General features: G+C 28.5%; 10 protein-coding genes. 1 reads left to right on the plus strand and 9 read right to left on the minus strand.

What is annotated here, in order from left to right; genetic code table 11:
• Positions 1-77: 77 nt before the first annotated feature.
• The 4 genes from rho to BUB01_RS20555 all read right to left on the minus strand — a co-directional run bounded on the left by rho (position 78) and on the right by BUB01_RS20555 (position 5,569).
• Positions 78-1,661 (minus strand): transcription termination factor Rho, encoded by a 1,584-nt coding sequence (rho, locus tag BUB01_RS20540; protein ID WP_072993055.1) that lies wholly within the window; start codon positions 1,659-1,661, stop codon positions 78-80.
• Between the two features lie 478 nt (positions 1,662-2,139).
• Complete coding sequence (locus BUB01_RS20545) at positions 2,140-3,738, minus strand: CTP synthase (protein ID WP_072992935.1); 1,599 nt, start codon at positions 3,736-3,738, stop codon at positions 2,140-2,142.
• Positions 3,739-4,144: 406 nt separating this feature from the next.
• The gene (locus BUB01_RS20550) at positions 4,145-4,558 is read right to left on the minus strand and encodes a YwiB family protein (RefSeq protein WP_072992938.1); all 414 of its coding nucleotides are present in this window, start codon (positions 4,556-4,558) and stop codon (positions 4,145-4,147) included.
• Positions 4,559-4,579: 21 nt separating this feature from the next.
• Positions 4,580-5,569 carry a DUF814 domain-containing protein gene (locus tag BUB01_RS20555; RefSeq protein ID WP_072992941.1) on the minus strand — a complete coding sequence of 330 codons (990 nt, stop codon included), beginning with the start codon at positions 5,567-5,569 and terminating at the stop codon, positions 4,580-4,582.
• Positions 5,570-5,742: 173 nt separating this feature from the next.
• Here BUB01_RS20555 and BUB01_RS20560 point away from each other — a divergent pair, with 173 nt between their 5' ends.
• Entirely contained in the window at positions 5,743-6,066 is a 324-nt protein-coding gene (locus BUB01_RS20560) for a magnetosome magnetite crystal formation protein family (protein WP_072992944.1), read from the plus strand.
• A 56-nt stretch (positions 6,067-6,122) separates the two neighbouring features.
• Here the strand turns inward: BUB01_RS20560 and spoIIR are convergent, their stop codons facing one another.
• The 5 genes from spoIIR to BUB01_RS20585 all read right to left on the minus strand — a co-directional run bounded on the left by spoIIR (position 6,123) and on the right by BUB01_RS20585 (position 13,094).
• Positions 6,123-6,797: a stage II sporulation protein R gene (gene spoIIR, locus BUB01_RS20565; RefSeq protein ID WP_072992947.1), complete on the minus strand. Its 675-nt coding sequence runs from the start codon at positions 6,795-6,797 to the stop codon at positions 6,123-6,125.
• 98 nt (positions 6,798-6,895) lie between these two features.
• Positions 6,896-7,741: a 4-(cytidine 5'-diphospho)-2-C-methyl-D-erythritol kinase gene (ispE, locus tag BUB01_RS20570; RefSeq protein WP_072992950.1), complete on the minus strand. Its 846-nt coding sequence runs from the start codon at positions 7,739-7,741 to the stop codon at positions 6,896-6,898.
• Positions 7,742-7,869: 128 nt separating this feature from the next.
• A complete protein-coding gene (gene cphA / locus BUB01_RS20575; RefSeq protein ID WP_072992954.1) occupies positions 7,870-10,488 on the minus strand; it encodes a cyanophycin synthetase in 2,619 nt (872 codons plus the stop codon).
• Positions 10,475-11,302, minus strand: coding sequence for a cyanophycinase (locus BUB01_RS20580; RefSeq protein ID WP_072992957.1), 828 nt, complete (start codon positions 11,300-11,302; stop codon positions 10,475-10,477). The genes cphA and BUB01_RS20580 overlap by 14 nt, the downstream gene beginning before the upstream one ends.
• Before the next feature lie 226 nt (positions 11,303-11,528).
• The gene (locus tag BUB01_RS20585) at positions 11,529-13,094 is read right to left on the minus strand and encodes a DUF3794 and LysM peptidoglycan-binding domain-containing protein (protein WP_072992960.1); all 1,566 of its coding nucleotides are present in this window, start codon (positions 13,092-13,094) and stop codon (positions 11,529-11,531) included.
• Between the last annotated feature and the right edge of the window lie 101 nt (positions 13,095-13,195).

The raw sequence follows: 13,195 nt of genomic DNA on the forward strand, positions 1-13,195 counted from the left end.
ATTTTTTTGTTCATAAAAAGGTTGTCTTATACTATTTAAACTACTTATAATTTATAAAATTATACTTATCTTAATAATTATCTTTGTTTATTTTCAGTATCTGCTTTTGAAAAAACATCTATAAACTCTCTATTACTCTTTGTTTTCGATAAAAGATTTATTAAATTTTCTGTTATACTTTCAATATTACCTTCTTTATACATAGTTTTTCTAAGAGCATATGAAACATCTTTTTCATCTGAATTTAGTAATAAATCTTCTTTTCTTGTTCCTGATTTATAAATGTCTATAGCTGGGAATATTCTTCTTTCTTGAAGCTTTCTATCTAAGTGAACTTCCATATTTCCTGTTCCTTTGAACTCTTCAAATATCATATCATCCATTCTGCTCCCAGTCTCAACTAATGCTGTAGCAAGTATTGTTAAGCTTCCACCTTCTTCAATATTTCTAGCAGCTCCAAAGAACTTTTTAGGCATAAGTAATGCCCCAGGATCCAAACCACCTGATAGTGTTCTACCAGTTGGTGTTATTATAAGATTATATGCTCTTGATAATCTTGTTAAAGAATCTAATAATATAACAACATCCTTCCCATGTTCAACCATCCTTTTAGCTCTTTCTAAAACCATCTGAGCAACCTTAGCATGATTCATTGGCTCTTCATCAAATGTTGAATATATAACTTCCCCATTTATACTTCTTTTCATGTCAGTAACTTCTTCTGGTCTTTCATCTATTAAAAGTACTATGAGTTTAACATCTGGATAATTTTTAGATATATTTTGGGCTATCTTTTTAAGTAGTGTTGTTTTACCTGCTTTAGGAGGTGCTACTATAATCCCTCTTTGACCTTTTCCTATAGGACAGATAATATCCATAAGCCTTGAACTTAAATCTCTTTCATTATTTGTTTCTAGTCTAAGTCTTTCATTTGGATATATAGGCACTAAACTTTCAAAGTTTTTTCTACCTATGGCAGCATTAGGATGCTCTCCATTTACACTTTCTACATATAATAAAGCCTTAAACTTTTCTCCTTCTTTAGGAGTTCTAACTTTACCAGTAACTTCATCACCAGTCTTGAGATTAAATCTTCTTATTTGTGATGGAGATACATAAATATCATCGGGACTAGTTAAATAATTATTACATCTTAAAAAGCCAAAATTATTTGTATCTAATATTTCAAGTACGCCTACCGCACTCTCTGAAGTATTTACAAGTTCTCTAAATCTTTCTTTCTTTTCCCCATTTTGCTCATCATCTCTATTTTCTAAATTACTATTTCTATCATTACTAGTTTTAAAGTCATAGGTTGAATTGCTTGTTTTGAAATCATAAGTGGAATTATTAGATTTAAAATTATAATTTGAATTATTAGTTTTAAAATCATAACCTGAACCATTACTTTTTTCTTCTTCTACAACTTCTTCAGATTTTTCTATTTCTTTATTCAAACTCTTTGTTTTTGAATTGTCTATATTTGAAACTTCTTCATCTTGCATTTTAGGAGAAATTTTTTCCCTTAAAACTACACCATCTTTTTCTACAGTATTTGGTGAATAACGAATTATTTCATCAATAAGCTCACTTTTCTTAAATTTTGTAATATTTTTAACACCTAGTTCCTTAGCTATTTCTTTTAGCTGAACTAGTGTCATATTTTCGTATATTAAAACTGCCAAAACAGCACCTCCAAATTGATAATATAATAAATAGGGATTTAAAACATGGTGAGATATAAAGAATTTTTATTAGAATTTAAAGATATATTTATATTATTAACATAACTTTTCTTAAATAAACAATCGCTTTACATAAAAATAATTTTTTATATTGCATCATACTTTTTCCACTTTGTATTATGCTTCATAAACAAGAATTTTTCAACTATTTTCTATGTATATATATTCTAATTAATATTCTACATAAAAACAATTTTAATTTTTTGAATAATCTTTATTTGAACTTATATATTTATTCTATATAAATGTAAAAAATCCTTTATTTTCAGAAAAGAAAAATAAGAGTGAAGAATTAAACTTTAAAAGTTACATCATATAAAACTCTTAAAGTTATATTCTCCACCCCCAATTATTTGTAAAGAAATTGTTATAAAGTCTTCTTTAATTTAAATAATTATTTTAAAGTTGCTTTTATAAAATCTACAAATAATTTATGTGGTCTACTTGGTCTTGATTTTAATTCTGGATGAAATTGAACTGCTACAAACCAAGGATGATCCTTAACTTCAACGCATTCAACTAATCTTCCGTCTGGTGAAGTTCCTGAAAGAACCATTCCAGCATCAATTATTTCCTTTCTGAATTCATTTGAAAATTCATATCTATGTCTATGTCTTTCATATATTAATTCATCTCCATAAGCTGTATGACAGAAAGTATCCTTTTCCAATTTACATGGATATAATCCAAGTCTCATAGTTCCACCTAAATCCTCAACATCTTTTTGTTCAGGCATTAAATCTATAACTGGATATTTTGTTTCAGGATCTATTTCTGATGAATTTGCTCCTTCATAACCTAATACATTTCTAGCAAATTCTATAACTGCACATTGCATTCCTAAACAGATTCCAAGGAAAGGAACTTTATTTTCTCTAGCCCATCTAATAGCTTCTATCTTTCCTTCAACTCCTCTATCTCCAAAACCACCTGGAACTAAAACTCCATCTACATCACCTAATAATTCATCTGCATTTGCTGCATCTAATTCTGCTGCATTTACCCATTTTATTTCAACATCTGAATCATTAGCTAATCCACCATGGCTCAATGCTTCAACTACTGATATATATGCATCATGTAATTCTACATACTTCCCTACTAAAGCAATTCTAGTTTTCTTTGAAAGATTTTTAAGTCTGTTAACCATATCTATCCATTCAGTATTATCAATATCTCTACAACCTAAGTTTAACTTTTCACAAACTAAGTTATCTAAGCCTTCTTCATGTAATAATAATGGAACTTCATATAAATGCTCTGCATCAAGATTTTGTATTACTGAATCTCCTTCTAAATTACAGAACAATCCTATTTTATTTCTTAAATCTTTTGAAATTTCTTTTTCTGATCTACATACTATAATGTCTGGCTGAATACCTATACTTCTTAATTCCTTAACTGAATGTTGTGTTGGTTTTGTCTTAAGCTCTCCAGCCTTTCCTAAGAAAGGAACTAAAGTTACATGTATAAAACATACATTTTCTCTTCCAGCATCATATTTTATTTGTCTTATAGCTTCTAAGAATGGTAATGATTCTATATCTCCAACTGTTCCACCTATTTCAGTAATTACAACATCTACATCACTTTCTTTAGCTACTCTAAATACTCTATCTTTTATAGCATTTGTTATATGAGGAATAACTTGAACAGTGCCACCTAAATATTCACCTTTTCTTTCCTTAGATATTACCGACCAATATATCTTACCTGTAGTTACGTTAGAGTTTTTAGTTAAATTTTCATCTATAAATCTTTCATAATGACCTAAATCTAAATCTGTTTCTGCACCATCATCTGTTACAAAAACTTCTCCATGTTGATACGGACTCATAGTACCTGGATCTACATTTAGATATGGATCAAATTTTTGTATTCTAACCTTTAATCCTCTATTCTTTAAAAGTCTTCCTAATGATGCTGCTGTTATTCCTTTTCCTAACGATGAAACAACTCCACCAGTTACAAATATATATTTGGTATTCTTCATGTATTTATTCCTCCTAAAGTTTTTATTTAAAAAATGTTGACATTTTCATTTTTAATTATTATAATAGTAATTACCCCTCTTAAAATGGGATTTTTGTTGTCTAAACAACATAGATAGTATTCTATCATATCTTTTTATATTAATCTAGTCTTTTTTTTTGTATTTTTTTATTTTTATTTATTGTATCCATTTTCATAATTTCATAACCTTAATATTATTGAAAAATTCTCTTATTTTTTTAAAATCTCTAAAATAATTCACAATTACATTCTATATAATTATTTAAGTTTCGATTCTATAAATACTCATTTTATATTTAATAATGCATAGTTAAAAGTTAAGGAAAGTTTTCCCCATACATAAAAAAAAGCTTTACTTAATCAAAAATTAAGTAAAACTTTTTCTATTAAGCCTGTATTTTTATTTTTAAATCTGTATCCATTTGATTTTGATCTCCAACTATAAGATCATAATTTATGGAAATTTCTCCACCATTCTCATTTATATCTATATTTAATTCTTTAGTTATTATTTGAAGTTCAAGCATACCATAAGGTGTATTATACAACGCTACACTACTATTATCTTTTTTGAATTCCATTTTAGTGGATGTAGTACCTTCTCTTTCAAGAATCACAACATCTTCTTTTATAAAAAGCTTAGTGTTGGTTCCATCCATACCTGAAACCTCAGTTTCTTCATAAAAAGCCTCAAAGTTATTATCACCTACAAGAAAAACACCCGGAGTAATTACTTCTATAATATTGTCTTTACTTTTCATTTGACAACTTGATATTGATATTATAGCCTTTTTTTCCATACTATTCTCCTTAACAAACTACTATTTTAAATTAATCATTATTTTCTCTAACTCTTTATCCTTTGCTGGGACCACTATTAATTTTTTAGTAAAAGCAGTATTATTTTTTCCATATTTAACTTCTACTTCATCCATCTCACGGCCTTTACTATATCTAGCAGCTATTCTTGCAGCTAAAATAAGATCATCCTCTTCATAATCTCCCCTAACAATTACAAGAGCCCCTGTATAATTAGTTGGTATAAATAAGATATCCTCTTCATTTAAATATTTCTTCATAAGCTCTGATTCTTCACCAGTTCTTGCAACTATTATTTTACATTTTTCAGAGTTTCTAAAATGTCTTCCAAGTTTAAGCATATCAAGTTCTGATGCATCTATAATTTCCTGATGATCCACTAAATCTCTAAGTCTTAATGAGTAGTTAGGCTCAGTTAATTTACATCCTCCTGCTGGTGATGGATAGTCTTTGATCCCCCACTCATCTGCAAGTTTCATTTGAACTTGTCTTCCTCTTCCAGTTATATTTAGAAGTTTTTCACGATCTATCAATCCACTAATTTCCATATCTGTAGGTTTAAGATTTTTAGCACACAATGGTCTTAAAATCTTATCACTAAATCCAGATTCCTTTTTTACTATGTCTAATGCACTTCTATTTTGAGACATAGGTCTTTGATTTAAAACCTCACCTGTTATAATAAAATCTGCATTGAATTTTTTTAAAAGTTCACCTGAATATTTCATCATCATAGCATGACAGTCTATACATGGATTCATATTTTTACCATGTCCATGCTTAGGTTTCTTTACCATTTCAAAATGTTCTTTTGAAAAGTCTACTACCTCTAAAGGTATATCTATTTGCGCACACATTCTCTTAGCATTTTCTGGGCCAAAAAAATACGATTTAAAACATATTCCTATTACTTCCACACCTTGATTTTTTACAAGTTTAGCAGCTAATATACTATCTAAACCTCCTGATATCATAGCTAATGCTCTAGTCATATATCATCACTCCTTCTCAAGTTACATTTATTAGTTTAATTTTTTTATGTAAAATAGTCAATGTTTATTAATAAATAGTTAAAATCAAAAATGTAAAATTTGAAATGCTAGTAATTTAAATTAAAGTATAACAATATACTTTAAATGTAATTATTAAATATGGAGGACTTATTTTGGATAATAATTTAGGACTAAAAGCTTTCTTATGTTACTTTTTTAGTTTAATAGGTGGGGCAGTTATATTTTTTATTGAAAAAGAAAATCTCACTTTAAAATTTCATGGTGCACAAGCTATGGCCTTTGGTATACTCTACGCTATATGCTCTACCATTTTAGGTTTTATCGATTTTCCACTTATATCAATTTTTAGGTTAGCTTTATTCATACTATATATATTAGTTGTTATTAAAGGTGTTTCTACTGCGTGTAAAAATGAGATGTATAGAATGCCTGTTTTAGCAGAAATAGCAGATAAAATAATGGAAACTTTAAAATAATTAAAGATAAAAGAGTTCTTACAAAGAGTAATAAACTCTTTGTACAGCACTCCTTTTTATTTTTTATCAATTAATTCCTTTATTTTATCAACTATTTTAAATCTAAAATTAATTTTTTTATCTTTCTTCGTTTTTTCTTTTGTGTTATCTATCTTTTCATATTCAGCATTATTTAAAACCTTCTTCATCTGATTTTCAGTTTCTTTATAAGCTACTTGTCCCTTTGTTATATCCACAAAACATAGTGGTGGAAACATCACACACCACCAATTTTTCCCAGAAGCACTACCAATTAAAACTCTATATGCCTCATATTCTCCTTGAGGCAGTGTTATATTACCATAAGTTTTTTCCGGAAAATTCTCTCTATCTAATGTAGATTTAACTTTATAATTATAACCATTACTTTTTATAATACTACTTGCAATTGCTAAAATTTCATCATTATTTTTTTTCAATATTTTTCTTGATTCTTCTATACTTTTAGAATCTTTTAATTTTGGTTCAATATATTTTAATATTCCATCTCTGACCTTTAACTTAAGATTTTGATCTTCATCCTTATCACTATTTGCTATGACATGAAATCTTATAAGCTTATTACTTATATCCTCTTCAGTATTTTCTTTATAGGTTTGTCCATCATTACTATCCACAGGTAACGATAAAACAATCATTGTAGATGTTACTAATATTATTATACTTAATGCACAAATTATTATTTTTTTCATTCAAAACACCCCCTGATAACTTAATTATTGACAAGAGGTGTATTATTTATTCATATAATTTTATTTAAGTAAAATTATATTTCAATAATCAATTAGATTTATATAGTTCTAGTTATAAATACATCTTTATATTTTTTTTTCATAACATCATAACATCTTTGAGCTTTAGGCATATCTTCAAAGAATGCAAATACAGTAGGACCACTCCCACTCATCATTGACCCCATTGCACCACATTCTATCATTTCATCTTTTATATTCCTTAACACATTATGTTTCCTAAGCGTAACATTTTCTAATATATTTTTCATATTTTCTGCTACAAAAACTAAATCCTCTCTCTCCATAGCCGAAATAAGATCATCTACCCTTACATGTTTAAAAATCTTATTTATATCCAAAGTTCCATAAACTTCTTTAGTAGATACTCCAAAAGGTGGTTTTACTATTACCAAAATTTTATCCTTAAATGGTTTTAAGTTTGTTATAACTTCTCCAATTCCTTCACAAAGCGCAGTACCACCTTCTATGCAATATGGTACATCTGCACCTATTTTAACTCCCAGTTCTCTCAACTCTTCTATACTTGCATTTACATTAAACTCTTTATTCATTAAATATAAAACAGCTGCTGCATTAGTACTGCCCCCTGCCATCCCAGCAGACACGGGAATATTTTTTTTAATATATATGTCTACACCTTCCTGTATATTAAAGTGTTCTTTAAAAAGCTTAGCTGCTTTAAATGCTAAATTTCGATCATCTGTTGGTATGTACTTTCTGTTACAATTAAGCTTAATAGTCTTTAAATGATTTTTCTTCACTTCAATTTCATCATATAAGTCAATTGTCTGCATTACCATCTTTAATAAATGATATCCATCTTCTCTCTTGCCTATAACATCTAATGCAATATTTATTTTAGCATATGCCTTTTTTCTCACTAGCTTAATCTCCCTTATATAAAATTCTTTATTTCTTATAATTATATTATCATATTGTGATTTAAAAAAAAGACTTTCCTTATTAAAAAGGATTACCTTATGTATATGACATAAAATAATCCCTACTTTTAACTTTCTATTGCTTTTTTCATAGACTCAATATAACTTTTCTTTTTCTTTATATAAGTTATTATACGATTATAATCTTCAAAAAATATTATAATTAAATCACCTTTATTAGCATTTTTCAAAGCAAAATCCAAAGCTTCAACTTCATCTAAAACTACATTTATATGTTTTGAATTTGCTTTTTTTAATACACCTTTTCTTAATAATTCTGCAACTTCATTATCTTTTCTGCCTCTTTTATCCATGTCTTCCTTTATTACTATACTGTTAAATCTATCACCACAAAACTCACCAATTTTTATAATAGAAGAGTCTGTTCTATCACCAGGAACACCTATAACTCCAATCAATTTGTTAAATCCCATGTCTTTAACAGATTCTATTACAGCCCTATATCCATTTATATTATGGCCATAATCAAGAACAACATTTACACCATCTAAATCATATTGATTGAATCTTCCTGGGTTAAATTCTTCATTCAAAGAAAATTCCTTTAATGCTTTTACTATTATGCAATAATCAACCTTTACTCCAACCAAAGCAGCTATAGCTGCTAAAGCATTTTCTATATTATATTTAAGCTTTCCTTCAAGCCCTATAGCAACATCTTTTTCATCACACAAAATATACTTTTTAAAATTATTATAAACTATTATTTTGCCTTCCTCTAAATACACCACTGGATTTCCATCTTCTACATTAGACCTTAGAAGTTCGCTAAAGCCCTTCATGGAAAATAATATCTTACGAGCTTTTATCCTATCTAATATATGCACACTCCACTTATCATCAGCATTTATAACAGCATAACCATCCTTCTTAACAGCCTCTACAACTAAAGCTTTCACTTTACTCAGTTCTTCTAGGTCATTTATGCCATCAATACCCAAATGATCTTCTGTTATATTAGTTATAACGCCTATATCAGCCTCATCATAAGCTAAACCTCTTTTTATCATTCCACCTCTTGCAGTTTCTAACACGGCTATATCTACATCTGGGTTTAGCAAAATAGCTCTTGCACTTTCTGCACCAGTATCATCTCCTAAATCTATACACTTGCCATCAACATAAATTCCTCCAGTACTGGTCATTCCAACCTTATATCCTATAAGTTTCATAACATAAGCTATAAACCTTGTAGTTGTAGTTTTTCCATTTGTACCTGTAACAGATATTAACGGTATATTTTTAGGCTTACCATTATACATAGCTTTAACTATTTCATCTGCAACATCGTGAGCTTCACCTTTACAAGGATAATGATGCATTCTTATACCAGGTGCCGCATTAACTTCCATAACAACTCCATTACCATATAGTGGTTTTCTTATATCATCTATGCATATATCTACGCCACAAATATCTAATCCTATAGCTTTAGCGGCTCTTATACATATATCTTTATTCTCCTCACAAATCTCAGATGTATAATCTTCTGAACACCCTCCAGTTGAAAGATTAGCGTTCTCTCTTAATTTAACTACCTGCCCATTTACCGGTATAGAATCTATTGAAAAACCTTGAAGTTTTAAGCAATTTAGCAAAACCTCATCTATCTTTATTTTTGTTAATATATTTTCATGATCCTCACCCCTTCTAGGATCAGAATTAAGTTCTCTTATAAGTTCTTTAATACTTTTAGTTCCATCTCCAATCACATTAGGTGGAATTCTAAGAGATACAGCTACTACCTTATAGTCAACTATACAAATCCTATAATCATCACCTTTTATATATTTTTCTAAAATTATATCTTTATATTGCTCCGATAAAGTTCTATATGAACTTAAAAGTTCTTCTTTATTTTTTATATTTAAAATTACACCCTCACCTTTACTTCCATACTGAGGTTTTAAAACTACAGGATAACCTATTAAGTCAGCCTCTTTTAAAAGGTTTATTGTATTATATATCTTTCTACCTTCTGCAACGGGTATAAAATGAGCTTCTAAAATATTCTTTGTTAACTCTTTATCACATGCAATATCAGTAGCTATACATCTTGTATTATGTCCTACGGTAGCTCCAAAAATCCTACCACACTTTCCATAACCCATTTGGTAAACATTACTATTTCCTAATCTCAAAATAGGTAACCCATATTTTTTAGCAGCTTCACAAATGGCCTTTGTAGATGCTCCAAGTGTTTCTTGTTTCATTAACTTTTTTATATATTCAAGCCTTACTTTAAAATCTATTGGATTTCTATTTATAAGAGAATTTATTATCTGTTCTGCCAATTTACTTATGGCTACCGCAGTTTTTTCATATTCATATTGAAAAATAATATAATATCTATCACCTGCTATTTCTCTAGCTTTACCATATGCTAGATCAATCCCTAACATATTTTGAATAGCTATTATTGTATGCTCAAAAACATGGGCTAAATACGTCCCTTCATTAAGCCTTTTAACAAAGCCATGTTCTTCATCGATTCCACAACGATGCTTATATAATTCAGGTATCATCTTAGTTAAATTGTAATTAAAATCTGGTATATCTTTAGTGGGTATTTCTGCGTATCCTTCTAAATCAACATCAATTCTTATAGATTTTTTGTGAGAATAAATATTTTTCCCCTTAAAAATACGCTCGTTAATGATTTTCATTTTTTGCTCTTTCCTCCTCAAAAGGTACCTTAGTTTTTATATTGAATTTTTTTCCAAAAGTTAATACATGCATTTTTACATTAAACATACTTAAAAGTTCATCTTGGTATTGTTCCGAAACATTGCTATATGATATTTGACTTCCATCTACTATATATACAGCACCACTACCTATAACTTCTAATATATCATTATTAACTACTATAGCAGTATCTTCGTCTATCCCAATACCTAAAATTTCTGGGTTTTGAGCTACTCCTACAAGCAACCTCCCTATTCTGCCTCTTTGTGCAAAATGTTGATCTATTATTATATTTTCTAAAAAACCTAAACCTGGAGCCATTTTTAATGTACATTTTTTAGGTGATTCCTCATCATCCCCTCCAACTATCATAGTATCGCTCATAACAGATGCTCCTGCTGAAGTCCCTACAAAATAACAACCATTTTTAATCATTTTACCCATTTCACTATATATAGGTGTTCCCCCTATAATACTAGTAATTCTAACTTGATCTCCTCCAGTAAAAAATATTACTTTAGCTTCATTAATAAGTTTTATATTTTCTTCTTTATTACAGTCACTTCTTTCACTTACATCCAATGTCTTTATACTATTAACTCCTAGATTTTTAAAGACATTAGTATATTTTCTAGCAGCCTCCTCAGGATACTCAGTAGCTATTGTAACTATAAGTAATAGCTCATTTTGATTTCTAATTTTACTTGCTACAAATTTTAATATATTCTTTTCTCCTTCTTTGTCCTCTGCTCCTCCTATTATGATTAAATTTCCTTTAGCGTTTGTAAACATTAAAATCACCCCTAATCACGCATTTTTTATTTTAACCATAATAGTTTTAATTATTCACTAAAACAAACCAAATCAAGCGTAAAAAAGTGATTTTATGTATTTTTTTACTTTGATAAATAAAATTTAATTTATCAAAAATCACATAAAATCACTTAATCTTTAAAAAAATGCATTCATTTAAAAATGGATGTACCAAATCTCTGATACATCCACTTTTTTATTATATTTACATCATAGCTCTTCCAGGTATTATTATTTTTTCTCCTGGTTTTAGTTCTTCTTCACTTTCCATACTGTTTAAACTCATAATGTCTTCTACTGTTGTATTATATTTTTTAGCTAAATCCCATAATTTATCCCCTTCTTGAATAACATAAATGATAATTGAAGCTTTCTTTTCTGGCTTTTCACCTTCCTTTTCTTCAATTTCTTTGATGTATTCTTTTTCAACATTATCAGTAACCTTTGCCTGTGTAAATACAATAGCCTTTATAGCTATTGTATGAGCTTCTATATTAGCTTGTAAGCCTTCTATAAAAGCTTTTACCATACTTTCCATACCTTCTAAAGCATCAGGTATATCTATAGATGTATTAAATGGTATTTCACCAGTTATCTTTGCTAAATGCTTTTCTTCATCACTACATTTATAGATAACTTCAACCTTAACTACACCCTCAACATTTACCTTATTATCAGATACCTTATTTTCAAGTGCAGCTATATTAGCATTAGTACTAACTATTTGAACTGGATCAGGGTCTGATTCATCTAAATAAATATTATCCTTAACTATAGTTTCATTTGAATTTTGACCTACAGTTTTAATCATCTTATGAGTTTCTTTTTTTACTTCTAAATTTTTAGTTGGTGAGTATGCATCTTCTAAAACTTCTATATTTTCTGTTTTAGAAACTTTAGCTGTAGCCTTAACTTCAGCATTTACATCTATTATTCTAGACTCACCTAGATCATCTTGTAATATCTTATATTCACAATTCATAATCTCAAAATTCGCATTTGCCATCATATCTGATGATAAACCAATTACAGGTTCTTCTGTACTTAAAAAAACATCATCATCTACATTTACAAGATCTTTACTATCAGCAGCTCTATATACAAAATCTACCTTACAAAAACAAGAAAAATTCAATTTATCTTCACTAGCTTTAATATCCTTTTTATGAAGCATTAGATTCATCTTTATTATTTTTCCTATTTGTGGTTTATCTGTAGCTACTTTTATTTGTGTTTTAAGTGGCATTACTACTTGATTTGTAGACATGGTTTTTTCTAAAGTATCAGGTTTTTTCTTACTTTGTAAATCTCCAGTACCTTCTATATCTTTTACAAACTCAATATTCTCATTCTTAGATATATAACATTTAGTACGGAAATAGCTTTCTATGCTGATTTTCCTTTCATTAATAATATTTACATTAATATGTTCTAATTCGCAGTTAGCATCGCATAGCATTTTATGTTCGGCACCAACTATATCTACAAAATTTGAAAACTTATCTTCATATGAAACATAGTCTGTTCCTAAACCATCCTCCTCTTTAGCTAAATAAATTACATTATAATTTACTTGTACCTCTATTAAGCCTCTGTCTTGTTGCACTTCCTTGTTTGTAATAATAGGTTTTGCCTCAACTGATAAAACCTTATGAACATCAGGATGTGTATCTGGTATTAAATATTCTCCCTTTAAGACTTTATCTGCTGTGCTTTCTAAAACAGGTTTTTCTACTTCAATATTTTCTTTTATAACATCTAAATCAGCCATAATATACCTCCTATAATTTACCTACTATAATGTATATATATGACCACTTAAGTTTATGACTATTTTTTCTCTTTATTATAAATAAATATTGACTTGTTTTG

It is taken from the genome of Clostridium cavendishii DSM 21758, assembly GCF_900141845.1.
GTDB lineage: Bacteria > Bacillota > Clostridia > Clostridiales > Clostridiaceae > Clostridium_AG > Clostridium_AG cavendishii.

Bases quoted from the DNA above. Each gene is read 5' to 3' on its own strand.
- rho (WP_072993055.1), bottom strand. From the start codon at position 1,661: ATGACACTAGTTCAGCTAAAAGAAATAGCTAAGGAACTAGGTGTTAAA.
- BUB01_RS20545 (WP_072992935.1), bottom strand. From the start codon at position 3,738: ATGAAGAATACCAAATATATATTTGTAACTGGTGGAGTTGTTTCATCG.
- BUB01_RS20550 (WP_072992938.1), bottom strand. From the start codon at position 4,558: ATGGAAAAAAAGGCTATAATATCAATATCAAGTTGTCAAATGAAAAGT.
- BUB01_RS20555 (WP_072992941.1), bottom strand. From the start codon at position 5,569: ATGACTAGAGCATTAGCTATGATATCAGGAGGTTTAGATAGTATATTA.
- spoIIR (WP_072992947.1), bottom strand. From the start codon at position 6,797: ATGAAAAAAATAATAATTTGTGCATTAAGTATAATAATATTAGTAACA.
- cphA (WP_072992954.1), bottom strand. From the start codon at position 10,488: ATGAAAATCATTAACGAGCGTATTTTTAAGGGGAAAAATATTTATTCT.
- BUB01_RS20580 (WP_072992957.1), bottom strand. From the start codon at position 11,302: ATGTTTACAAACGCTAAAGGAAATTTAATCATAATAGGAGGAGCAGAG.
- BUB01_RS20585 (WP_072992960.1), bottom strand. From the start codon at position 13,094: ATGGCTGATTTAGATGTTATAAAAGAAAATATTGAAGTAGAAAAACCT.